Here is a 24,792-nt window from a genome sequence, read left to right as displayed (position 1 = left end):
TGTATATAGAATTATGTTATATTATGGTAAAATAATAAGAGCCTCTCATATTTGTACACAAAGTGAGGGGCTTTTAAATTTAGTATTTACTATGTTTAAAGGATATAGCTTATGGAATGCATAAAATAAATATTACTGAAGTAAGTTATATGGGAATATAATTAAGATGAAATTAAAAAGGGTTAATGGGTAATGGGGGAAGTTATATGAAAATAGAAGAAAGTAAAAAGAAGATAAAGGTTAATAAATTAGATGTAATAAATATTAGTTTAATGATTATTACATTAGGTTTAAACGAAATAATGTCAAAGAACTTACCAAATGAAATAGCAGTTCAGGTTTCCAGTACAGGACAAATATTAAATACTATGCCTAAATTTGCATTTGTTTTATTGATTCCAGCTGTACTTTTAATAATAAATATATATTCTATTATGATTAGAAAAGATATAAGCGCTAAAGCTACTATTGCATCTGCTATTGTATTTTTAGGAAATATATTTCTACTTTTTATAAATAGTTAACTATAAAGAATATTGTGATATTTAATAAATTACTTAAACTTATATATATAAAGTATTACTAATTAAGAAAACGCTATTATAAATAAAAATTTATAATTTTTAAGGTTAGAATGTGAATGGTTTTACGGAAAAGATATAAGTATTAAAATATAGATTAATAAAAAGGGGAAATGATGTATAAATGAAAAAATACAAGAGAGTTATAACAAAAAGGTTATTTCTATCAATGCTAACTTGTCCGATATTTATATTTGTATATGGTATTTCATTTTATGAATTAAATACATTAGCTAGGTTTGGAAGATTTAATAATAATATTGCTATATTAAGTGTATGTATGATATTCTTCTTGGCTTGGCTTATATTGTTCATAATTAGAGCTAAAAGAAACCCAGTAAGTGTACCAAAGCAAATTATAGACAGATATGAATTAAATTATAATGGAATAAATGTTTTGCAAGAAGATCTACAAAGTGAAGTTGTACAAGTAAATTTTCAAGATGTTAAGTCATTTAGCATAAATAAAAAATATGGATTTATAAAGCTTAAAAATAAAGATATACTTTTGCTGAATATGCTAAATAAAACACCTGAAGAAATAGAGAGGCTAAAGAAAGCTTTAAATGAGGTTATAACAATTAAGCCAGTTTATAAAGTTATATGGACGTATTTAGCTGTAATGCTTATAATTTTTATAACATTATTTTATGGAGCAAAAATATATCGTAGCGGAATAAAATATAATGGTAAACTTTCATGGATTATACAAGATTTAAAGGATAAAAAGACTGTAGAGTTTAATCATAATGATATATATAAAGATGGTATAGAGGGGATATTTACTGATGTAAATGAAAAATTTCATATGCCTGAAAAATTATATGTTTCTGATGAGTTTAGACTTTACTTTGATTCAGATGGAATAATAACATACATTGATACTTTTATTTATGGAAAAAATGATAAAGGTGAATTAAAAAGTTATTTAATTTCTTATGATAGAAGTAGCTCAAATAAGATTACCGTATATCTAAATAGAAACGTATATGCAGATTATAATGAAGACAAGCTTTTAAAACCATTAATTGATACAATGAAAATTATTCCACTTAAGCAAACAGTAAGTAAGTGGAATGAAAAGCAATACGGTATCCTTTATCGTGGTAAAAGAAGCTGGGGTTATAACACAGATGGAATTGTTTATATTGATCCAGACGGAAACCAAAAATCACCTGATGTTGTTTCATCAGAGATAATAGAAAATACTGTTTCTGTATTTGTACCAGATAAAGAGACTAGATATACTCCTGTTAGATATAATTTGGTAGAGAATTTAAATGAAGTTAAAGAAGCAAAATCTTTACAGTCAGATGATGATAAAAATTTTTCTATACCAATAAATAAAGAGACACAGGAATTTTATTTATCAGATAAAGTTGGTTATCGTTTAGTAGAAGCTGGTGCAGCGCTAGGTAGTAGATTTTACGCACTATATGGAACTAAGGATGCTGGAGCTACATGGAAGGTTATAAATGGAGATCCATTCTCAGGATGGAGTGGAGGAGCCGCTGGAATAACATTTTTAAATGATAAGCTTGGATTCTTAGCTTTATCTCATAGTGGCGGAAGCTATGCTGATTTGTATCGTACAGATGATGGAGGTCTATCTTACAAAAAGGTAGAACTTCCAGAAGTTAAAATAAAATTAGATGAGGAAAAAACTTATAATCCTTTTGATTTTCCTGAAATGCCTTATAAGGAAGATGGAACTCTTAAAGTTTTAGTAGGACAAGGTTCTGATGGAGACTATAATGGCGTAAGTAAGGCTTTGTATGAATCAAAGGATGAAGGAAAGACATGGAAGTACGTAAAAGAAGTAGCTAGAGATTCATAAAAGGTATTAGGTAAGCCAATGGTATTAGATTATCATTGGCTTATTTTATTTTTGTGCATAATTAATGTGGTTATTTGTTATAAGCATGTCTGACAAATATAAAATACTATAGTAAAATAAATATAAAAAAGACTGGAATTAATTTATTTGCAAAGGAAGTATACCATGGAAAAAAGTATAAAAAAAAGATATCCAAAATATCTTAAAGAATTTGAATGTATAGGTGGAAAGTGTGAAGATAGCTGTTGTATCGGCTGGGATATAGATATTGATAAAACTACCTTCAGACAATATTACAAAGTTAAAGATAAAGAAATGAAGAAGCTGTTCCAGAAAAATGTTCATAATAATGAGTATTGTCAAAGTCCTGATGTAGACTATGGAAAAGTAAAATTAAAAGGAGATAAAAGATGTCCTTTTTTAGATGAAGATAATTATTGTATTATTTATTCTAATCTTGGAGAAGAATATCTTTCAAATGTTTGTACATCTTTCCCTAGAATATTAAATAAAATAGACGGATACTATGAAATGTCACTTGATGTATCTTGTCCAGAAGCTGCAAGAATACTTTTATCAAAAGAAGAAGGTATTGAATTTGAAGAGAGTGAAGAAATTTTAGGAAAACATATAATATCAAGTGAAATCGATACTAAATCTAAAGAGTTTAAAGATTCTCCTATGAAATACCTTAAAGAGATTAGAGATTTAAGTATCAAAATAATAAAGAATAGAAAGTTTGATTTAAATAAAAGACTTTACATATTAGGTGAATTTATAAATGAATTAGAAGAAGAACTTAAATATAACTATAAGGATGTACCTAAGTTCATTAAAGAGTATGATATAGATTCAGTAAATGATCCTTATGATAAAGATGAATTTAGTTATCTACTTCAAGTGGATTTCTTTAAAAAGACAATGAAGTATTTAAATATACTTGATGAAGTGGACAGCGTTTATTTTAAAGAATGTACTAATGAAGTTATGAATGGCTTTAATTTTGAAGAAGATAACATAAGTAAATATTCAGATGTGTACATAAAAGCATTTGAAGATTACTCAGAAGAGTTTATAAATAAGAATAGCTATATATTTGAAAATTACCTTGTGAATTTCATGTATAATTACATGTTCCCATTCTCTGAGACACAATCAGTATTTGATGGGTATATTATGCTTTTAATGAGATATTCATTTATTAGATTTTATTTAGTTGGTATGTATCTAAATAATAAAGAGGAATCTAAAGAGGATGTAATTAAATTTATTCAAGTTTTCTCAAAGAGTATAGGACATCATAGAAATTATTTAGTTAATTTATTGAAGTATATAAAAGAGAAGGAATTTAATAATATAGAGTTTGTTAAAATACATTTACCTATATTAAAGTAATAGAAGTAAATCGATGAAGAAAATATAAAAGTAATACTAGAAAAGCTTAGAGAGTCAGTAAAGAGTAAGGGTGTAGCAGCAATATTTTTATTAGATCGAAATGGGGTATAATAATTATTGGACAAAAGAAAGCTTAAAAAGTCGGGATATCAATCTTTCATGATGGTAAGATTAGATTAACGAATTGTAAGGGGGATAAAATTTATGGAGTGGATTGAAAGTATTAGAGAAGCTATTTCTTATATTGAAGAGAATATTACCAAGGATTTATCCATGAAAGAAATTGCAGATAGGGTAAATATTTCTCCTTTTTATTTTCAAAAAGGATTTGGAATGTTATGTGGATATTCTTTAAGTGAGTACATTAAGAGAAGAAGACTTGCACTTGCCGGCAGTGAGGTTTTATCTACTAATGAAAAAATAATAGATATTGCAATAAAGTATGGATATGATTCTCCAGACAGCTTCACTAAAGCTTTTACAAGATTTCATGGAGTTACACCATCTGCGGTTCGTAAAGAGGGCGCAATGATAAAGTCCTTTGTTGCCCTTAAAATCAAATTTTCGTTGGAAGGTGGATATATTATGGATTATAAAATAGTTGAGAAGGATTCGTTTAAGGTTGTAGGAGCATCTAAGAAATTTAAATATGATTCAGCATTTATGGAGGTACCTTCATTCTGGAATGAGCATATTTCACAAGGAAAGTTAAAGGATATATGCGGAATGTATGGTATCAACATTGATGAGGAAATGGGTGGTAATGAGTTTGAGTACCTTATTGCAGAGGATTATTCTAAAGAAAAAGAAGGTATGGAAGGATATATAGTTAAAACAATCCCTAAGTTTACTTGGGCTGTTTTCCCTTGTTACGGACCAAGCCCAGCATCAATTCAAGAAACTAATAAGAAAATATTTTCAGAGTGGTTACCTAACTGTAGAGATTATGAGATTACTGCAGGTTATAATATAGAAATGTATAGTGATCCAAGTGAGTATGAAAAGGGGATTTTAGATAAAAATTACTATAGCGAAATTTGGATTCCAGTAAAGAAAAAATAGGACTTAATTAAGATATTAGGATATGTAAGTTTTTTAGATAGGACGAAAAAGGATGGAGACAATATTTCAATATCATTTAATTAACCAAATGATATTTGGATTAGCCTAAAAAATAAGATATGAAAATATGAGGGTATTGAAAAAGTTTAAATTTTCAGTATCCTCGTTTTTAAACAGGGGTATCAATAAATTGTTGTTTTTATAAAAATATATAATTAAAAGTTGAGATTGAAATAATAGTATTTATAATGTATATGGTAAAATATAGGTGGAATTAGTAAAAGGGGGATATTATTATGAATGTATGGTCAACAACTTGCTTAGTACTTGCAATAATATTTTTAATAGTCTCAATAATTTTTGCAGTATTAAAAGAAAAAGCAACAGTAATAATTAGTGGATTTAATTCATTTTCAAAAGAAGAAAGAGAAAAATACGATAAAAAGAAAATGAGTATGGATATGAGAAACTCATTTTTTCTTTGGGCTATAGTCTTACTTTTAGGAGCAATACTCTCATATTTTATAAGTAACTACTTTGCTATTATAGCAATTATTATTTGGATAATTCTATTTATAAAAGATGTTCATATGGATCCAGAAAAAGCATTTAGAAAATACAGAAAGAAATAATATAAATAAAAAATAGCGAAGAAGTTGTCCAAACTTCCTCGCTATTTTTATTATAGAAGTACTATTTAATAGCCTTCCTAAATTCCTTATATCCAATTAAGATTATCCAAACATATGCTAAAGTTTTAGGTATCATAAGCATTCCAACAAGCATACTTTCAGATGCCCAAAGCACAACTGGAATATAGAATGCAAATGATAAAAATACAGCTATACCAAGATTTTTATAATCCTTATCGTTATGTTTAACTCCAGAGCTATATAAAAGATAAATCATAATAATTCCCATAATTGCAAATGGTATATTTCTGTATATGCCCCAGCTAACTGGTGGATTATTTACAAACCATTCATTTTGAGGGAATAGACAAAGGACAATTCTAATTCCAGCTAATACATACATTGTTATATCCAATGTTTTTGTACCTTTAGCATCAAATCTAATTTTCCAAATCTTATACAGTATAAGATAGAAAATCGTCATAGTTATTGATGTAACTAGCTTACCAAATCCTAGTGAAGCTGCATGACTCTCTAATCCAGTAGTTAATAAAGCATATATTCTAGGAATTAGATGGAATGCATCACCACATCCTAATACTACTGACATTGTTCCAAATAGTTTAAAATACTTATTATCTTTTGATTTGCTTATCATTATAATTCCTAAAGTAATGACTGTAGTTAAATAAACTACGTGAAAAATTGGTTCCATAATTGCTTGCATAAGTAATCTCCTTATTAAATTATTTGTGATTAAGCTACTTTTTTTAGTAATGTTTATTTTTTAGATAGAACTGTAAGAACATCTTAATAATCAATTAGTTCTGAAGGGCTATCTAAAAATTGACAATGACTTAAAACAGTATTAATTCTGATATTAGTTTATTATATTTATATTTAACTGGGATAAATTTCATCTTAAATCCATCTTAAATAAATTTATATAGTTAGAAATATAGTATATATTAGGTATTTCTATGATATAATCTAAAAAAAATAAGGGGACTGGGGATATATGAATAATATTTTTGATAAGTATAAGGTTTTAATAATTGATGATGAACAAGATATTATAGATATTTTAGATACTGTATTAAAAAGAGAGGGTTTTAAAAATATTTTTATAGCTAACAATGGGACAGATGGAATAGAATTATTTAAAAAAGTTAATCCAGATATAGTCCTTTTAGATATTATGTTACCTGATATAAGTGGATATGATGTTTTTAATGAACTTAGAAAATATAGCCAAGCACCAATATTATTTATATCAGCAAAAGCAGAAGAGGTAGATAGGCTACTAGGTTTTGCAATTGGTGCTGATGATTACATTACTAAGCCTTTTAGTGCTAAAGAGGTAGCATATAGATTAAAGGCAAGGCTTAAAGCTTTTGACAATGTATCTATAAATAAAAATATAAAGGTTAATAGGATTATTAAGTTTGGAGATATTGAAATAAATGAAGAAACAAGTGAAGTATATAAATGTGCAAAACTTCTAGAATTTACTGCAAAGGAATTAAAGCTTCTAATGTATTTAATTAATAATCCCAATAGAATAATAAGTAAAGAGATGATTTGTAATGAAGTTTGGGGAGAGAACTTCTTTGGTTATGACAATACAATTACAGTTCATATAAGAAAACTTAGGATGAAAATTGAAGATAATCCGTCAAAACCGAAGTATATAACTACAGTAATTGGACTAGGTTATAAGTTTATGATGAATGGAGAGTAATGTATGAAGGGAAAACTTTTGGCTCATTACGCTGTATCATTTATATTAGCATGTTCAATTATTGTAATTATAAATATTGCTTTCATGAGAAGTAACATTTATAAAGAAGGAGTGTTATACAATTATCATCCAGAAGAGATAATATCAGAATTTAAGGATTATTTATATTTATCAAAGGATAATAAAGTATTAGTTAATAATAATGGAATAAAATTTTTAGAAGAAAATAATGCTGGACTTCAAATATTGGATGAAAATAATAATGAAGTTTATAATTATAACAAACCTAATATAGCTCCATCTAATTATTCTAATGTATCACTTATAAATATGTATAATGATGATAATAAAACTTTGTTTTTAGATGAAAAAACTTTAGGAAATAATGTTTATACATATTTATTATTTTTAGATTCTAATGAAGTAAAAAGAGTGACTTACGTTTATGATTCTAAGCTAATTGAAAAGGCACATAAGTTTCCTACATTAATTGTTATGAATGTAGTTTTAGTATTAATAATAAGCTTTTTATATACTTTAAGGGTAACTAGACCTATAAGTAGAATTGCTGATAAGATATTAAATTTATCTAATGGTATTTATTCAAAGAGAAAAGTAAAGCTTGGAATCTATTATGAAGTAGAAACTTGTTTAAATCAATTAGAAGATAGATTGCAAAGTAATGAGAGGGAAAGAGAAAAGTTAGAAAATATGAGAGAAGAGTGGATTTCAAACATTTCTCATGATATAAAAACTCCTCTTACTTCAATTATTGGAAATGCAGAAATAATGGAAGACACTGAATATGAAATAGATGATGAAACAAGAAAAAAATGCTGCAATACTATAATAAGTAAAAGTGAATATATAAAAACTTTAGTTGAAGATTTAAATTTATCAACTAGACTTAAAAATAATGCTTTAGTTTTAAATAAGGAAAAAATAAATATAGTATCCTTAGTAAGACATGTTGTAATTTATATTATAAATGATGAAAAATATAGCCATAGTAATATAAGTTTTAATTATTCAGATGAGGAGATATTACTAGAACTAGATGAGCATTTAATAAAAAGAGTATTTGTAAATCTTATAATAAATTCATTTGTTCACAACAGTAATGATGTAAAGATAAATATAAATATACAAAAGCTTAATGATAATAATGTAGATATTTTGGTAGAGGATAATGGTAGAGGAGTATCTGAAGAGGAGTTAAATAATATATTTAAAAGATACTATAGAGGAACAGATACAAGTAGGAAAGTAGAAGGATCAGGACTAGGAATGGCTATAGCTTATGATATTGTTAAAGCTCATGGTGGCAATATTTATGCTACAAGTAAGCTAGGAAAAGGATTAAAAATAAATATAAAATTTTAGTTGAAATGAAGTTCTTAAATGAATTTTTATTAAAAAAGAATAATAGAAAAGCTTAGTATTTTTATTGCTAAGCTTTTAGTACTTTATATTATTTTTTCTTCCATATAAATTGTAACTTCGTAAGAAGCTTTCCAGTAGTATTACTTGTAATATTATGAATAGTAGTAATCTCGTTATTGTCATCATCAATTACTTCAGATGAAATATGTAATGTATCTCCGTCAGTTGTTTCTTTTTTAAAGAGTACTTTGATATTAAATAGCTCATATTCATTTAATATAGACCTTGGAAGAGTATCCATTGCCATTTCCATATACTTTACATTATTCACATGACCATTAGAATCTATATCACTATATCTAACAGGATAATCCTTTATATAGTCCTCTTTTTGAATATTAGGAATATCATCTAAAGGAGGTACTTCTTCTAATTCTCCTTCAATTCCATATACTTCGCGTTGATCAGGTGATATTTTCATAGGACGTCTTTTCTCAAAGTCTATTAATATAGCTGTTGAAACAACTTCACCTATAATTTTTCCTTCAGAATCTTTTATATTATTGTGTCTATAACCATAAAACTTCTTTGTACCTAAAGCTTTAGTATCTACAGTTATCTTATCTCTAAATTTAGGGTATTCATATATAGTTATGTCATACTTTAAAAGAACCCAAATACATTGATTATGAACAAATCCTTCGTTAGTTTCACCTAAATAATCAGATTGAGAAATAACAACATCCCATAAGTAATCTACTAAAGATGAAAATTTGCATTTATGTTCAGAATCAACATTAAAAATATCTATTTTGTATTCCTTTTCAAAAACATTATTCAATTATATTTCCTCCTCTTATAAAGTTGGTATGTATTTCATATTAAATATTATATCACAGTTTTAAAAATTCTATATTCTGCATAGGAAATATAAGTAATATTAGGTTGATAGATATTTTATTAAGGCAGATTAAATTATCTTTTACTAATTATACAAATCCACAAATACTAAGGTTGCATAATTAAAGATGTAAGCATATTACCTATATAAAAAAGCTTTTAAGTTATCTTTATTATCAAGGGTAGCGAACAAAACATTTTTTATCTCAGTTTGATATAAGACTTCTAATTTGGAAACAACCCAATCTTCGTCCTTATGAAATTCCTTTAGCTCCTTGAAATTAATTTTCCCCTCTTTGATAATTGTTCTTGAAAAATTAAAAGGTTCCGTTTCTATACTCAAGGACGAAGGGGTAATTGGTTCGTATTTTGGATCTAAAAAAACAGAAACTTTTCCATTAGGTTCCCAAGTTGCTAATGCTACCTTTTTCACGTCATCTACTTTTTCTACTCGTAATTCCTCTAATAATACATCAATTGATATTCGCGCCTTTTTTAATCCTTTATAAAGGATTTCACCGTTTTGAACAAGTGTGATTGGTGAATTATTAATAAATCTTCTAAGAGACGGAAATATAAAAATGCTAAATATTCCACAAAGATATAATATAACTAATACAAGTGTTGTAATTATAGAGCCTTTTAATCCGAGTTTTTCGTCAGATAAGGGATGGGCAATAATATTACCAATTACTATAGAAACAACAAAATCAAGAAGTCTTAATTGAGAAAGGGCACGTTGTCCTAAGAGTTTTGCAATAGTCAGCAAAAAGAAAAAAGCAATAATAGCGCGAAGTATCCAGTCAATGGTAGTAAGTGTTTCCTGACCATGTAAAAAGTCCATATAAGATATCTCCTTTACCAAAATATTTAATACTTATGTTATTTTAACCAGTAATTGATAAAAAAATTAAAAGAATTGAAGGAATTCACAAATTGTTATTTTAAGGAAATGCAATGGAAGGATGGTGTTTTATGGTGAAGTTATTTGGTTTTAAAATTTCATTTAGAGATGTTACGGAGACACTTACAATAAATAAATGAGATTTTTAGTATATTACCGATAATTTAATTATTTAATTGAATTTTATGTGTTATATAATTAATATGATAATAAATCTAAAAGATAGGAGAATGTTGTATGAGTATATATAAGACTGATTACTTAAAAAGTGTATTAAGCTTCTAGCAGAAACTGTAGTAGATAAGACTATTTTGTTAGGAGCATTTAAGAAATTATAAAATTTAATAGAATAGTTTTGTGCAGTTTTTGCAGTAATATTTACGATTTTAATAGTAGATAGGAGCAAAAAGTATGAAATATAAGAAAGCACAAGACATATTACCACAGGATTTAGTTATTAAGCTTCAGGAATTTGTAGATGGAGCTTATTTATATATCCCTAAGAAAGGTAGCAACAAAAAATCATGGGGAGATAATACTGGCATTAAAAATGATTTATATGAGAGAAATAAGAAAATCTATGAAGATTTCAACAATGGAATGACAGTGAAAGAATTATCCAATAAATATTATTTAGTAGATAACAGTATTAGAAGAATATTAAGAGAGTATAGAAAAAGAATATAAATAGATTAAAAAGATATTTGTTTAATTACAAATATCTTTTTTATATCAAACATAAATTAAACAGAATTATTTATGAACTATACGCATATGTACTAATTGCGATAAAATTTATATATATCAATAAAATTAATAGTGGGAGATATAATTTATGGGAAAAAGTAAGTATGATAATCAAGAGTTTTTTGATAAATATATTAAAATGGATCGTTCTGTTTATGGGCTTAAAGGCGCTGGTGAGTGGCAGGAATTTAAAAGAATGTTGCCAAGGTTAGAATGTAAAAAGGTTTTAGATTTAGGTTGCGGATTTGGATGGCATTGTAAATATGCTATTGAAAATAATGCTAAAAAGGCAGTTGGAGTAGATTCTTCAGAAAAAATGCTTGCACAGGCTAAAAAAATTAATGGAGATTCATCTATAGAGTATGTAAAAGATACAATAGAAGGTGTAAAACTTAAAGAAGAATATTTTGATGTTGTAATAAGTTCATTAGCATTTCACTATGTTGAAAGCTTTGAAGAAGTTTGTAAGAAGGTATATGATTGCTTAGTAGATGGAGGAGACTTTATATTTTCAGTTGAAAATCCCATATTCACAGCTTATGGAAATCAAGAATGGTATGTTGATGAATTAGGAAATAGACTACATTGGCCAGTGGATAATTATTTTAATGAAGGAAAGAGAAAAAGCATTTTTTTAGGTGAAGAAGTAGTTAAATATCATAGGACAATAACTACGTACATTAATACATTAATAAATTGTGGATTCGAGATAAAAGAAGTAACTGAACCAAAGCCACCAGAAGAAATGTTAGAAGGAAATAAAGAAATGCAAGATGAACTACGTAGGCCAATGATGTTATTAATATCAGCAAGAAAAAAGAAGTAGTAGATATTAAAGTAAATGAAAGAGAAGAGTAGTCTTAACCATTGATATTATTTGGTTAAGGCTATTTTTATATAAATTTTTAATAATATAAATAATAAAATATTAATGATGGAGATGTTAATCAAATTAAGGTATTTTAGAGTTTGAAATATATTGAACTTAATTATAATTTTATATCTACAGAGAGTTAAGGTGGTAACTTAAATGTTACTGGAAACTAAAAAGTGCCTAATTGTTGGTTTTTATTTAATGAATTATTATGAGTTTGTACGACAGCACTAAATAATTTTAAATGAAAACAGGGAGGAATTAAAATGAAATTTAATAATAAAGAAACAGCATTAGTATTAGTAGATCCACAAAATGAATTTTTACATGAAATGGGAGAAGGGTATAAATTAGCTAAAGATGTTATTGAGGCTAATAACACAATAGAAAATATTGTGTCTTTACTTAAAAAATCAAAGGAAAGGGGATATAAAGTATTTGTATCACCACATTACTACTATCCACATGACTATACATGGAAATTTGGATCAAATGGTGAGCATATGATGCACGACATGAAGATGTTTGAAAGAAAAGGACCTTCAGAAGCAGTAGAAAAGAATTCAAGAGCAGATATACTTGATGAATTTAAGACATATATTGAAGATGGAGAAACTATAATAGCAAGTCCACATAAAATTTTTGGACCACAAACAAATGATTTAGTATTACAGTTAAGAAAACAAAAAATAGACACAGTAATACTTGCAGGAATGAACTCAAATATTTGTATTGAATCACACATGAGAGATTTAGTAGAACAAGGTTTTGAAGTTTATATTGCAAAGGATGCAACAGCAGCACCAGGAATGGAAGCATACGGAGCAGCAGAAGTTAACTTTGGTATGTTATCAAGTGGTTCATTAACAACAGAAGAAGTATTAAAAGAATTAAATTAATACATAAAATCAAGATTATAATAATTATATAATATACAAAGAGTAGTTAGAGAAGTAAAAAAATAAGGTCTAGACTTAATTCTAGACCTTGAAAAGTAACTATCATTGCTTTAGATTTTTAAGCAAGTCAAATATTATTTCTGTTAATTTAATAATATATTTATACTTTAATTAATTTTGTGAAATACACTTTTTAGGGCAAGCAAGTTGACAAGCTCCGCAGTCAACACAGCCATTTTTATTGATTAATCTTTTTCTATTCTTCTCTTGAGATATGCATCCAACAATACATACTCTTTGGCAGGTTCCGCAACCTACACATTCTGATTTATTAATTATTCTTGGCATAGTTTTATCTCCGATTCAAAATGTACTATAATGTTTGTTTGCAAGATTCAACTGTGAATTCTAGTACTCTTGTTAAGAAAGGATATTTCTTTAACATCATATCAAAGTATTCACCATCTTTTAAAAACTTTGCAGTCCCTTCAAGTAAGAATCCAGTTCCCATATTTCTATACCCCATTACTTCTTTGCTACCTAAAGTTAATTTAATTTTGGGATTAATAGTAACATTTTCTTCTGTTTTAATCATAGCTGCAGCAGGTATTAAGATTTTATTTCCTTCTACAATTACTAAATAGCTATTCCATGTATTACAAATATGAACTTCATTATTTGAACAACTTCCTATTGAAACTACACCTTCGTGATTTATTACATCATAAAATTTTTCTGTTAACATTTTATATTTCCTCCTTCAACATGGATAATATATATCGTAGATAACTTTTATCTGTAATTAAGTTTATGATAGATTTATTTTTTTGTCAAATGGAAATATTTAATATATAAATAGAAGTAATGATTATTGAAATTTGTGGGTTGAATGAGAAGTGAAAATAGTCTATTATAAGATAATATTAAAACTGTAATAAGGAGATTGGATAAGTATGAAATTCTCAGTAGGAGTAGAATATGCACTACATTGTTTATTATATATGGTAAAGATAGAGGAAGGTAAGTCAGTAGGAATAAGGGATTTAGCAACATTTCAAGGAATATCGGAGACTTATTTATCAAAGGTATATACAAAATTAACCAAGTGTGGAATCATAAAATCAGTACCTGGAGTAAAAGGAGGATATGCTTTAGCTAAAAATCCAGAAGAAATAACCTTTTGGGATGTTGTTGAAGCTGTAGAGGGAAAAGAGCCATTTTTCCAGTGTGCAGAAATTAGGCAAAATAATATATTGTTAGATAAAGATAATTTACCAGATTCTCATACAAAATGTCCTTGCTTAATTAATGTTGTGATGTTAGAAGCTGAAAATGAGATGAGAAAATATCTAGAAGGTAAGACATTATCATGGTTGTATGATGAAGTTTATAATCATAAGCTTCCAAAAGACATGGAAAAAGCAACGATTGAATGGTTTAAGAATACAAAAAAATAATTTATAAGAATATCATTTAGAAATGTTACATAGAACTATAACATAAACAAATTAGTTTTAGTAAAAAGGAGCTTTATGGTAACAATAAATAGTATTTATTGTTACCATAAATTTTAAAATTCTAAGCTTTCTCCAATTATTATTACTTTTTTACTACCTTTTATAGTAAATATATTATTAATTAAAAGTCATATTCATATAAGAATACATCAAGCCCCATACTAAGTGTATTAAAATATATATTTTTTTCATTTATGAGTTTAAAGTTTTGACTATCATAGAATTTATAATTACATCTAGTATCTGTATATACATATAAAGATTTAACATCCATACTTTTTATATAATCAAATAGATAAGCAAGAAGAGTTTTACCTACTCCAAGACCTCTAGATTCTTTTGATACAATAAATAGTTGTATACATCCTTGAAATTTATCTTTTTTTCCTGCTATAAGTTCTTTATAGACATCATTAATCCTTGAGAATTCTTTAAGTAGCTCCATGTTCCCTTTAGACATAATTGATTCGATCTCATTAGGATCAAGATTAATGCTAGAATTATAATTAGCTATACGATTAGTATCTTTTTTGGCACTACCTAAAATAAATCCTATTATTTTATTATCTTTTTCTGCAACTTTGCTAAATGAACTTGATAAAACACAGTCGTTTAGATAACTACTTAATGCTATATCTAGAATTTTAGTATCTTTAATAAACTCATTGAAACCAAATGCTTCCCCTATTAAATGCTTAATAGCTTCATAATCATCTTTAATTATTTCTCTATATTTTATTTCACCCATGTTTAAATACTCCTTTTACATAATAAAATTTTGATTTTAGTATTTATTGTTTATAATGATAATAAGGTATACCCTAAAGGGAGAGTCAATGAGGATTTAAAAGATATGAGAGGGGATAATTATAATGAAAAATTTATTTTCTATTGGTGAAGTTTCTAAAATTAAAGAAGTTACGATAAAAGCTTTAAGATATTATCATAAGGTTGGGATACTTATACCAAAATATATTGATGAGGAAACAGGTTATAGATATTATTCTATAAACCAATTTATTCATATAGATATTATAAAAGGTTTTAGAGCACTAGGAACTAGCATAGAAGAGTTACAACAAATCTTTAAGGAACGTAATACAGATAAGCTCTTAGAATTTTTACAATTAAAAAAGCATGAAGCGCAAGAAAATATAAAAAGAATGAATGAAATAATAAAAAACATTGATGCATTAAATAATAGTATAGAATATTCTAAGGATATAATTAACAATGATGAGATATCTACACAATTTTTTAATGAACGTTATGTAATTACAGTACCATGCAAAGAAACTGAAAGTTTGAAAGAGTTATTGTACTATTCAGAGTTAGAGAAAGTAATTGAGAATAAAAATGTAGAAATGTCTTTAGATAGAGGAATTATATACAATGTTGATTTCGAAGGAAATATAGAACCAAGCTACGCTTTTAGTGGATTTAAAGAAAATGATTATGTGGATATGGAAGATGATATAAAAGTATTACCAAAGGGAGAGTATCTAACTTTAGTTTATAGTAAAGAAAATGAGGATGAACGCAGAGAAAAATTATTTAATTATATAAGAGAAAGGAATTTAAAGGTTAAATGGTTTATTGAAGTAGAGTTATTTAATGACTTTTTCAATATAGAATCATATAATTGTCAAATTCAAGTGCTTGTATAATCTTATGAACTTAAAGAAAGATAGAATAAATCTTGTAGAATTTCTATAATAAAATTAATTTATAAGAGAGAATATAGATAACTAATTATATATATTACCACATATATAAATTAAGAAACTTAAGGTTTCTTAAGAAATTTTTATAAGTGTTGTAAACTTTCCCCTCTAGAATGAAATCATAATATTAAAAGAGGGGTAGAAAAAATGAAAAGTGGATTAAAAAAAGTGTTAATATTCATAATAATAATATGTGGAATTTTTTATGTTGTAGATTTTATAAGTGCAAAGCCGAAGAATATAAATACTAAAGAAAAGGTATTTGAATTAAAGGGTGAAGATATGTCAGTGCAAGGAAAGAGTACAAAGATAGCTAAAGAATTAATATTGGTAAATAGAGAGTATGGTTTAAACAAATATTACAAGCCAGAAGGCTTAGCTATACCAAATATAGAATTTACAAATGAAGCAACTAATGAAGAAAAACATGTAGCTGGGATTATGGCAAAACCATTAGAAGATATGGTAAATGCAGCTAAAGAAGAAGGCGTAATACTACTTGGAAATTCAGCTTATAGATCATATAGATCTCAAACAAAAACTTATAATAATAGAGTAAAATCAGAAGGACAAGAGAGTGCAGATGCATATGTAGCAAAACCAGGATTTAGTGAGCATCAAACAGGATTATGTATTGATATTACTAATAGAGATAAATATTTTGCGCAGGGAACAAAAGAGGCAGACTGGCTTGCTAAGAATTGTTATAAATTTGGATTTATTATAAGATATCCTTATGGAAAGAAAAGTGTAACAGGTATAGAATATGAACCTTGGCATGTTAGATACGTTGGAAAAAAAGCGGCTAAGGATATTTATGATAAGAAGATTACATTAGAAGAGTATCTGGGAAAATAATTATATAATTGGAGGGGTATATGAATAATAATATTCTTGTAGTAGATGATGAAAATGAAATAAGAGAATTGTTAGAGATAAATCTTAAAAATGAAGGATATAATGTTTTTAAGGCAAGATGTGGAGAAGAAGCTTTAGATATATTAGATAGAGAAGAAATTCATTTAATGGTTTTAGATATAATGATGCCAGGGATGGATGGTTTAGAAGTTTGTAGAAGAGCAAGAGAAAAGTATAATATTCCAATACTTATGTTAAGTGCAAAAGTGGAGGATATGGATAGAATACAAGGAATTATGACTGGTGCAGATGATTATGTATGTAAGCCATTTAATCATTTAGAGCTGACAGTTAGAATAAGAGCATTACTTAGAAGGGCATACTTTCTAAACACTAAAATGCAAACTTCAAATGACATAATAAGAATTGAGTCAATGGTTATAGATAAGAGCAAACATAAAGTAACTATAGATGATAACGAAGTATCATTAACTGCAAGGGAATTTGAAATTTTATATTTATTAGCTACAAATAGGGGAAGGGTATTTAATACAGAAGAGATATTTGAGAAGGTGTGGAAAGAAAGATACTATCAATCAAATAATACAGTTATGGTTCATATGAGCAGAATCAGAGATAAACTAGAACAACATATGTCAGGAAATAAGATAATCCACACTGTATGGGGAGTTGGTTATAAAATTGAAAAATAAAAAAGTTTATAAACATTGGGAACTAACATTAATTGATATAGCTATTTCTGCAATATTAACTTATTTTACAGTAATAATAATTAGAGGGATTATAGTATTTCTTTATAGATATACCGCAATTCAACTTATCAATAATATTATAGATTTATGGCGTTATATACATGAAATGTACCTTGATGGAGTTGTTTACTTAGTTTCCGGAGCAGGATTATTTATAATATTTTATTTACTTGTTAAGACATATAGAAGAAATAAGAGCTTGGTGAATATTATAAATGAAACTGAAATAATGGCTAATGGTGATTTGGATAGATCAATAAATGCTTATGAAGAAGGAGATATCAAAAGGTTAGCAGATAACATAAATAGTATATCAAAACAGCTTAAAGATAGAACTATAGAGGAGAGAAAAGCACAGCAAACAAAAACAGATTTAATAACAAATGTTTCTCATGATTTAAGAACTCCATTAACTTCAATAATGGGATACTTAGAAATTATTGATAGCGATCAGTATGATGATGAAGTAAGGCTTAGATATTATGCTAATATTGCATATGAAAAATCAAAGAGCTTAAATCTTCTTATAAATGATTTATTTGAACTAACTAAAATGCAAAATAATACTATTAATTTAGATAAGAGAGAAATTAATTTAGTAGAATTATTAGGCCAAGTAGTTGCTTATTTTGAATGTCAGTTTAAGAATGCAGGTATGGAATCAAGAATTAATTTTTCAGATGATAAGCTAATAGTAAATGCAGATGCAGAGAAATTAGTAAGAGCTTTTGAAAATCTATTATCTAATGCAATTAAGTATGGCAAGGACGGACATTATGTTGATGTAACAACAAAACTTGAAGATAATATGGCAGTAATTCAAGTTATAAACTATGGCAAGTCTATATCATCAATAGATCTTCCAAACATATTCGATAGATTCTATAGAGTAGAAAAATCAAGAAATAGTGATATAGGGGGATCAGGTCTTGGACTTGCAATAACTAAAAATATTATTGAGTTACATGAAGGAACAATAGAGGCTTATAGTGATGATTCAAGAACTATATTTGAAGTAAGATTACAAGTTGTAAGATAGAATTAAAGTGTGGTATTTAAATGTATATAAATTATAAATAGAAGTAAAGTATGGAAATCAATAAATTAACAGAGATAATAATAATACTTCTAAATAAAAGAATTGTAACAGCAAAAAAATTAGCAGATAAATTTCAAATTTTAAAAAGCCTAGAAGATATTAAATATTTTCCAGGCTTTTCTCTTTTCGTATACATAGTACACTGTGTGGCTTATTTCTGACCAGACCAACTTATTAAAATTATAAATCAAAAGCTCTTAATTACAAAGAAGTTAATCCAGTTTAACATAACTTCTTTTGTTATTAATTTCTCATACAATATTTTTATATATAATAATATTGTATGAGAAATTAAAATAAAGAGTAACAACAGAACTAGTTAAATATGGTAGGTTATATATGATTAACATTCAATAAACATAAGAAAGTGTATAATTAATTGGCACTTTTAAAAGACTTAGGAGATGAGGTAATGAGAATTTTAATAATAGAAGATAATAAGGAACTCGCTTATAACATTAAGGAAGGATTAGAAAATCTAAAATTTAGTGTTGATGTAGCTAATCTTGGATTAGATGGAGAGGAGAAGGCTTTTGTAAATTCTTACGATATTATTTTGTTAGATTTAAATTTGCCTGATAAAGATGGGTTAGAAATTTTGGAATATTTAAGGAGTAATGAAATAAATACTCCAATAATAATTGTTACAGCTAGAGATGAGGTTAAAGAACTTGCCAAAGGGTTAGATTTGGGAGCTGATGATTATATAGTTAAGCCATTTCAACTATTAGAACTTAGAGCAAGGATACAAGCTGTTATAAGAAGATTTCATGGAAGAGCAAATCCAAATATAATTATAGGAAATATAGAGGTAAATCCAGCTTCTAGAAAAGTTGTTATAGATAAAAAGGAAGTAGAGCTTGGAGTAAAAGAATTTGATATATTTGAATATATTATTAATAGACATCCTGATGTTGTATCAAGTGAGGATATAGCAGAACATGTGTATGATGAATTTTTTGATCCAACCTCTTCTGTACTTAGGGTTCATATAGCTAAGTTAAAGAAAAAATTAAAAGAAGCTTGTGGGAAAGAAGTTCTAAAAACAACTAGAGGAAAGGGATATTCAATATGCGAAGAATGATTAAATGGAATAAAAAAACAGGATTAATTTTAGTTATATATTCAATGGTTATAACTATTATATTTGTAGTTGGTATATTAATCTATCTTAGAACCTTTAATAATAATCAATACAATGTTTTACCAAATAATTTAGTAGACTTAGGAAGCATTAATTATAGAACTATAAATGAATTGAAAAATACTAATGATATTTATGCTGATTTTACTAAAGACGATACAACTAAATATGCTACTGCTAAAGATTCTATTATTAGTAGAGATCAAATAGAAAATTATTATGCATCTAAGTTATATAGTAATTTACCAGTATTAATGATTACAATATGTATTCTTACTATAGTTTTTACCTGGATACTGTGGATTATATTGAAAAAAATAGAAAAGGAAGAAGTATTAACTATTGCACGTGGTTTAGTTAATATAGAAGGTAAAGAATATAATATTGAGAATTTAGATCCTGTTTTAGTAGAGGTTTATAATGGTCTAAAAGAAAAATTTAATAATCATATAGAAGATTATAAAAGGTTACATTCGTATATATCACATGAGCAAAAAAATGCAATTGCTATATTAAAAACTAAGCTTGAAATAAATGGTGATAAGGAGCTATTAAAAAATTTAGATTATATAACTGATAGTATAGAAGATATACTAACAGTTAGTGAGTCAAATGAAGTAGACGGAATGGCAAATATTGATGTTGCTCTTATATGTGCAGAGGTGATTGATCAATATAAAAAAGTATATAATGATATTTCTTTTGATTTTGATGAGGATGGTAACACAAATATTTATGCAAAAGAAAGGTGGATATATAGAGCTATAGCTAATTTGTTAGATAATGCAATAAAGTATGGAGAAAATAAACCTATAGAGGTTTCAGTATATAATAAAAATAATAGTGTGATTATTACTGTAAAGGATAATGGCATAGGAATGTCTGAGGACAAGTTAAATAAAATTTTTGATAATAGATATAGGGTAAATAGACTTAATAAGGATGGTTATGGAATAGGGTTAAGTCTTGTAAGTCATGTATGTGATTTATGTGATGGATATGTATGGGTTGATAGTAATTTAGGAAAGGGATCAGTATTCTATCTTGCATTCAGAGCTTGTTAGGTAAAAAAACAGTAGGTTAATTAAAAAACTACTGTTTTTATTTTATGTTGTTTATCAATTAATTATACATAAACATTAAATTAACATAGTGATTGGTATAATTTACTTATAAACAAGTATAAAGTGAGTATAAGGATAGGAGAAAGTAATATGTATATTTTAAAAAATGCTATGAAAAACTTGGTTAGAAACAAGGGAAGAAATATTTTGATAGGAATAATTGTTTTGACAATGATCTCTACGATAGCTATCTCTACGATTATTAATACAACTACTAATGAAGTAATAAAGTCGTATGAAAATAGATTTGGATCGGAGGTTTTTATAGATATAGATCCTGTAAAAGCGCAAAAAGAAATTGAAAAAAACCAAAATAAGATACCTTTTGCAGGAGAGATAACTGGAAAGATGAAAGTCGATTTTGCAGATTCTAAATTAGTCAAGGAATATAAAATGGAAGCAAGCTTTCAAGGAGTATCTGAAGAAATAAAAGGTATTGGAGAGGAAGAGTTTAATAAAAGACAAAATGAAAGACAAAATAATAGACCATTAAAAGGAGCTACTTCTGATGGAGCAGTAAGCTCAAATTATGTATGGCCGTCTTTAGCTATTAAAGGATATACTGAAAATAATTTATCTAAGGATTTTAAAAATGGCTCTATACAAATTAAAAGCGGAGAAATGTTTAAAGGTAATAATGAAGCAATAATATCTCAGCAGTTAGCAGATTTAAACACGTTAAAAGTTGGAGATGAATTTGAAATTACTGATACAAATGACAAGGATAAAAAACTTAAATTAAAAGTAACAGGTATATATTCAAGATTAAATCAAAAAGATGAAATGATGCCAATTCCTAGTATGGATTTAAGAAATGAAATATATACAAATTTTAATACATTAGCAGAGTTTGATACTTTATTTAAAGGTGAAAATGCTCCTATTCAAATTAATGCAACATATTATTTAAATAGTCCAGATGATCTTGAAGCTTTTAAATCAGAGTTGAAATCAAAGGGATTAACAGATAATTTCATAGTTTCAACAGATGAAGAAAGTTACAATAGGATTGTAGCACCTGTAAATGGATTAAAAAAGGTATCCGTAATGTTTATGATTGGAATAATGGGATTTGGTTCTATAGTGCTTATTTTACTTTCAGTGTTATCTATTAGGGAAAGAAAATATGAAATCGGTGTATTAAGAGCCATGGGAATGTCTAAATTTAAATTAGCTACAGGATTTGTTTGTGAGAGTGTAGTAATTATTATGATATGTCTTACTTTAGGATTAGGAATTGGAGCTATAAGTGCACAACCAGCAGCGGATGTTTTATTAAAAGAGCAGATAGAATCAAAAGTAGAACAACAAAATTTAAGACCTTTATATACTCAATCAGGAGAAATAAAAGAGGTAGAAAAGTTAGAAGAATTAGAAGTTAAACTTAGTCCGGAAGCTGTTCTAAAAATATCAGGTTTTGCAATTATTTTAGGGTTAATAACTAGTTCAATATCAGTAGGATATGCTACAAAGTATGAACCGATAAAAATACTTTCAGAAAGGAATTAGGTGATAAATATGGGAGTTCTTAAATTAAAAGATGTTTCTTATAGATATGAAGGAAGCAAAAAAAATGTTTTAAATAAAATAAATATAGAGTTTGAAAAGGGGTGTGTATACACTATTGTAGGAAAATCAGGAGCTGGGAAAAGCACTTTATTGTCATTAATATCAGGATTAGATGTATGCACTGGTGGAGTAGTTGAGTATAAAGATAAGGATTTGAAAGAGATAAATAGAGATGTTTATAGGGCTGAAAATATAGGTGTTATATTTCAAGGATATAATTTATTAAATAATGCAACATCTTTAGAAAACATAGTGCTATCAATGGAGATTAGTAAAGATAAGAGAAAAAATAAAAAAGAAATAGCTTTTAAATTGTTGGATAGTATTGGCATTAATAGAGAAAAAGCTAATAGAAAGGTATTAAGATTATCAGGAGGAGAGCAACAGAGAGTTGGAATTGCCAGAGCATTGTCACATAATCCAGATATAATTATAGCAGATGAACCTACAGGAAATTTGGATGAAGAAACAGAAAAGAATATAATGAGTATTTTGACTTCATTGGCTCATGAAGAAAATAAATGTGTTATTATTGTAACTCATTCAACTAAAGTAACTAAGTATGCTGATGAGATATGGGGACTTGCAAAGGGAAAACTTATGTTTATAAAATAAGTTAATAAAAATGTTAATAAATAAAATTTTAAGGAGAGTGTTGATTTTGAAAATAGATAGTAAGAATGTATATATAGTTCCAATAATTTTCTATGTTATGGCAGGATTTATGTTATTATATTCAATTTTTACTTTAGTTAATTCTTATGACTATATTTCTGGACTTGTAAATCAAGGACGAATAAATATTACAGCTGAATTTAAAGAAGTGATAACATATTATATGAATGCATGTATGCCTTATGTGTTTTATTCAATAGTATTTGGAGCTATAGGATATATAATAAATAAATTAGAATTTATAAGAGAAAATAAAAATAATAAGCATGATAATATAATTAATTGTAATAAAGAATATTACAGTGTAAATCAAATGAAATCTAATGACGATGAAATAGATTTACTTCTGAAAGATTTAGAGGTAAAATAAAATTAATATAAAGCATAAATTAATTATTAAGGGAGTTTAGGATATAAACTCCCTTATTTTTATATTTATAAATATTAATTTCTTTAAATGGGTGAAGATATGTATTTTAATAAGATTCTTGGAATAAATGAAGTAAAAATGAAAAAGTTTTTTATAGAATTGCTATAGGAGCTATTATTTTAAAGGATAAAAATATACTTATGGATTTCACTAAATATGCAAGAATATCATTTTGGAGGTGTTTGTATGAAAAAAACGCTATATGATTATAAAGAGATAATTAAAAAGTTACCTCTGAAAGACAAATATACAAAAGAAGAATTATTAATAGAAGATTTCTTAATTGATAAGAAGGATAATATAGAAATATATTATGCTCCACATAATGAATATATCAACTCAAAAGCTAAAGTATTTATAATTGGAATAACTCCTGGATTTCAGCAAATGAGTACAGCAATTGCTACTGCAAGGAAAGAGTTAGAAGTAAGTGATGATATTGAATTAATTCAATATAAGTGTAAAGTTGCAGGACGTTTTAGTGGATCTTTAAGGAAGAATATAATCAGTATGCTAGATGAGATAGAGGTTAATAAAGCCTTGAATATAGATAGTTGCAGTGAGTTATTTGCTGAAAAGGACTATTTATTACATACAGTATCTTTAATTCCTTATTCTGTTTTTGTTAGGAAACAAAACTATTCAGGTCATACTCCAAAGTTAATAAAAAGTGATTTTTTAATGAAATATGTTCGTGAGAATTTTATTAATGAACTTAGAAGCTTAGATAATTTTGAAGATATATTATTAATACCGCTAGGGAGGGCAGTTGAAGAAGTTTTATTTAAACTTCAAGAAGAAGGAATTATAAACGAAAATCAAATTCTTAAAGGCTTTCCACATCCTTCTGGAGCAAATGTTAATAGGATACCTCAATTAAATGAAAATAAGGATCAGATGATTAGCTTTATAAAAGAAAGATAA

27 protein-coding genes are annotated in these 24,792 nt (G+C 26.8%); 21 read left to right on the top strand and 6 right to left on the bottom strand.

The features are described 5' to 3' along the window. Nucleotides 1–206: 206 nt before the first annotated feature. The 5 genes from ACQPUW_RS11010 to ACQPUW_RS10990 all read left to right on the top strand — a co-directional run bounded on the left by ACQPUW_RS11010 (nt 207) and on the right by ACQPUW_RS10990 (nt 5,507). Complete coding sequence (locus ACQPUW_RS11010; RefSeq protein ID WP_430837539.1) at nt 207–524, top strand: hypothetical protein; 318 nt, start codon at nt 207–209, stop codon at nt 522–524. A 181-nt stretch (nt 525–705) separates the two neighbouring features. Next, on the top strand, nt 706–2,418 hold the full coding sequence (locus tag ACQPUW_RS11005; RefSeq protein WP_430837538.1) for a WD40/YVTN/BNR-like repeat-containing protein: 1,713 nt from the start codon (nt 706–708) through the stop codon (nt 2,416–2,418). A 165-nt stretch (nt 2,419–2,583) separates the two neighbouring features. Continuing rightward, on the top strand, nt 2,584–3,813 hold the full coding sequence (gene fliB / locus ACQPUW_RS11000) for a flagellin lysine-N-methylase (protein WP_430837537.1): 1,230 nt from the start codon (nt 2,584–2,586) through the stop codon (nt 3,811–3,813). A gap of 204 nt (nt 3,814–4,017) precedes the next feature. Beyond that, the gene (locus tag ACQPUW_RS10995) at nt 4,018–4,875 is read left to right on the top strand and encodes an AraC family transcriptional regulator (protein WP_430837536.1); all 858 of its coding nucleotides are present in this window, start codon (nt 4,018–4,020) and stop codon (nt 4,873–4,875) included. Between the two features lie 296 nt (nt 4,876–5,171). Further along, on the top strand, nt 5,172–5,507 hold the full coding sequence (locus ACQPUW_RS10990; RefSeq protein ID WP_430837535.1) for a DUF3784 domain-containing protein: 336 nt from the start codon (nt 5,172–5,174) through the stop codon (nt 5,505–5,507). Between the two features lie 61 nt (nt 5,508–5,568). Here the strand turns inward: ACQPUW_RS10990 and ACQPUW_RS10985 are convergent, their stop codons facing one another. Then, a complete protein-coding gene (locus ACQPUW_RS10985; protein ID WP_430837534.1) occupies nt 5,569–6,234 on the bottom strand; it encodes a hypothetical protein in 666 nt (221 codons plus the stop codon). A gap of 291 nt (nt 6,235–6,525) precedes the next feature. Here ACQPUW_RS10985 and ACQPUW_RS10980 point away from each other — a divergent pair, with 291 nt between their 5' ends. Both ACQPUW_RS10980 and ACQPUW_RS10975 read left to right on the top strand, forming a co-directional pair. Next, nucleotides 6,526–7,248, top strand: a complete 723-nt coding sequence (locus tag ACQPUW_RS10980) for a response regulator transcription factor (protein WP_430837533.1) — start codon at nt 6,526–6,528, stop codon at nt 7,246–7,248. 3 nt (nt 7,249–7,251) lie between these two features. Then, nucleotides 7,252–8,631, top strand: coding sequence for a sensor histidine kinase (locus tag ACQPUW_RS10975; protein WP_430837532.1), 1,380 nt, complete (start codon nt 7,252–7,254; stop codon nt 8,629–8,631). 88 nt (nt 8,632–8,719) lie between these two features. Here ACQPUW_RS10975 and ACQPUW_RS10970 read toward each other — a convergent pair whose 3' ends face one another. Both ACQPUW_RS10970 and ACQPUW_RS10965 read right to left on the bottom strand, forming a co-directional pair. Beyond that, nucleotides 8,720–9,472, bottom strand: coding sequence for an acyl-[acyl-carrier-protein] thioesterase (locus ACQPUW_RS10970; RefSeq protein ID WP_430837531.1), 753 nt, complete (start codon nt 9,470–9,472; stop codon nt 8,720–8,722). A gap of 198 nt (nt 9,473–9,670) precedes the next feature. Beyond that, nucleotides 9,671–10,375: a DUF421 domain-containing protein gene (locus ACQPUW_RS10965; protein WP_430837530.1), complete on the bottom strand. Its 705-nt coding sequence runs from the start codon at nt 10,373–10,375 to the stop codon at nt 9,671–9,673. A gap of 471 nt (nt 10,376–10,846) precedes the next feature. On the opposite strand from ACQPUW_RS10965, the gene ACQPUW_RS10960 reads away from it, so the two are divergent. The 3 genes from ACQPUW_RS10960 to ACQPUW_RS10950 all read left to right on the top strand — a co-directional run bounded on the left by ACQPUW_RS10960 (nt 10,847) and on the right by ACQPUW_RS10950 (nt 12,955). After that, complete coding sequence (locus ACQPUW_RS10960) at nt 10,847–11,122, top strand: CD3324 family protein (RefSeq protein WP_430837529.1); 276 nt, start codon at nt 10,847–10,849, stop codon at nt 11,120–11,122. A 148-nt stretch (nt 11,123–11,270) separates the two neighbouring features. Then, the gene (locus tag ACQPUW_RS10955; protein ID WP_430837528.1) at nt 11,271–12,008 is read left to right on the top strand and encodes a class I SAM-dependent methyltransferase; all 738 of its coding nucleotides are present in this window, start codon (nt 11,271–11,273) and stop codon (nt 12,006–12,008) included. A 314-nt stretch (nt 12,009–12,322) separates the two neighbouring features. Further along, nucleotides 12,323–12,955, top strand: coding sequence for a cysteine hydrolase (locus tag ACQPUW_RS10950; protein WP_430837527.1), 633 nt, complete (start codon nt 12,323–12,325; stop codon nt 12,953–12,955). A gap of 171 nt (nt 12,956–13,126) precedes the next feature. On the opposite strand, the gene ACQPUW_RS10945 is transcribed toward ACQPUW_RS10950, so the two are convergent. Both ACQPUW_RS10945 and ACQPUW_RS10940 read right to left on the bottom strand, forming a co-directional pair. Further along, complete coding sequence (locus tag ACQPUW_RS10945) at nt 13,127–13,303, bottom strand: 4Fe-4S binding protein (RefSeq protein WP_430837526.1); 177 nt, start codon at nt 13,301–13,303, stop codon at nt 13,127–13,129. Between the two features lie 25 nt (nt 13,304–13,328). Next, nucleotides 13,329–13,700, bottom strand: coding sequence for a pyridoxamine 5'-phosphate oxidase family protein (locus ACQPUW_RS10940; RefSeq protein WP_430837525.1), 372 nt, complete (start codon nt 13,698–13,700; stop codon nt 13,329–13,331). 208 nt (nt 13,701–13,908) lie between these two features. Between ACQPUW_RS10940 and ACQPUW_RS10935 the strand changes: the two genes are divergently transcribed. Continuing rightward, entirely contained in the window at nt 13,909–14,412 is a 504-nt protein-coding gene (locus tag ACQPUW_RS10935) for an RrF2 family transcriptional regulator (RefSeq protein WP_430837524.1), read from the top strand. 181 nt (nt 14,413–14,593) lie between these two features. Here ACQPUW_RS10935 and ACQPUW_RS10930 read toward each other — a convergent pair whose 3' ends face one another. Next, nucleotides 14,594–15,220: a GNAT family N-acetyltransferase gene (locus tag ACQPUW_RS10930; RefSeq protein WP_430837523.1), complete on the bottom strand. Its 627-nt coding sequence runs from the start codon at nt 15,218–15,220 to the stop codon at nt 14,594–14,596. A 124-nt stretch (nt 15,221–15,344) separates the two neighbouring features. On the opposite strand from ACQPUW_RS10930, the gene ACQPUW_RS10925 reads away from it, so the two are divergent. The 10 genes from ACQPUW_RS10925 to ACQPUW_RS10880 all read left to right on the top strand — a co-directional run bounded on the left by ACQPUW_RS10925 (nt 15,345) and on the right by ACQPUW_RS10880 (nt 24,792). Next, entirely contained in the window at nt 15,345–16,139 is a 795-nt protein-coding gene (locus ACQPUW_RS10925) for a MerR family transcriptional regulator (protein ID WP_430837522.1), read from the top strand. A 204-nt stretch (nt 16,140–16,343) separates the two neighbouring features. Then, a complete protein-coding gene (locus ACQPUW_RS10920) occupies nt 16,344–17,054 on the top strand; it encodes a M15 family metallopeptidase (RefSeq protein WP_430837521.1) in 711 nt (236 codons plus the stop codon). A gap of 20 nt (nt 17,055–17,074) precedes the next feature. Beyond that, nucleotides 17,075–17,767 (top strand): response regulator transcription factor, encoded by a 693-nt coding sequence (locus tag ACQPUW_RS10915; protein WP_430837520.1) that lies wholly within the window; start codon nt 17,075–17,077, stop codon nt 17,765–17,767. Continuing rightward, nucleotides 17,757–18,866 (top strand): sensor histidine kinase, encoded by a 1,110-nt coding sequence (locus ACQPUW_RS10910; RefSeq protein WP_430837519.1) that lies wholly within the window; start codon nt 17,757–17,759, stop codon nt 18,864–18,866. The genes ACQPUW_RS10915 and ACQPUW_RS10910 overlap by 11 nt, the downstream gene beginning before the upstream one ends. 472 nt (nt 18,867–19,338) lie before the next feature. After that, a complete protein-coding gene (locus ACQPUW_RS10905; protein ID WP_430837518.1) occupies nt 19,339–20,010 on the top strand; it encodes a response regulator transcription factor in 672 nt (223 codons plus the stop codon). Continuing rightward, nucleotides 19,998–21,134, top strand: a complete 1,137-nt coding sequence (locus tag ACQPUW_RS10900) for a sensor histidine kinase (protein ID WP_430837517.1) — start codon at nt 19,998–20,000, stop codon at nt 21,132–21,134. The genes ACQPUW_RS10905 and ACQPUW_RS10900 overlap by 13 nt, the downstream gene beginning before the upstream one ends. Nucleotides 21,135–21,284: 150 nt before the next feature. Next, on the top strand, nt 21,285–22,703 hold the full coding sequence (locus ACQPUW_RS10895) for an ABC transporter permease (RefSeq protein ID WP_430837516.1): 1,419 nt from the start codon (nt 21,285–21,287) through the stop codon (nt 22,701–22,703). Nucleotides 22,704–22,712: 9 nt separating this feature from the next. Then, a complete protein-coding gene (locus ACQPUW_RS10890; RefSeq protein WP_430837515.1) occupies nt 22,713–23,378 on the top strand; it encodes an ABC transporter ATP-binding protein in 666 nt (221 codons plus the stop codon). Between the two features lie 46 nt (nt 23,379–23,424). Then, the gene (locus ACQPUW_RS10885) at nt 23,425–23,808 is read left to right on the top strand and encodes a hypothetical protein (protein ID WP_430837514.1); all 384 of its coding nucleotides are present in this window, start codon (nt 23,425–23,427) and stop codon (nt 23,806–23,808) included. A gap of 246 nt (nt 23,809–24,054) precedes the next feature. Then, nucleotides 24,055–24,792: a hypothetical protein gene (locus tag ACQPUW_RS10880; RefSeq protein ID WP_430837513.1), complete on the top strand. Its 738-nt coding sequence runs from the start codon at nt 24,055–24,057 to the stop codon at nt 24,790–24,792.

The sequence above is a fragment of the Clostridium sardiniense genome (assembly GCF_050584765.1).
GTDB lineage: Bacteria > Bacillota > Clostridia > Clostridiales > Clostridiaceae > Clostridium > Clostridium sardiniense_A.
Note: the sequence above shows the minus strand (reverse complement) of the source record. Positions and strands in the feature narration are given on the sequence as shown.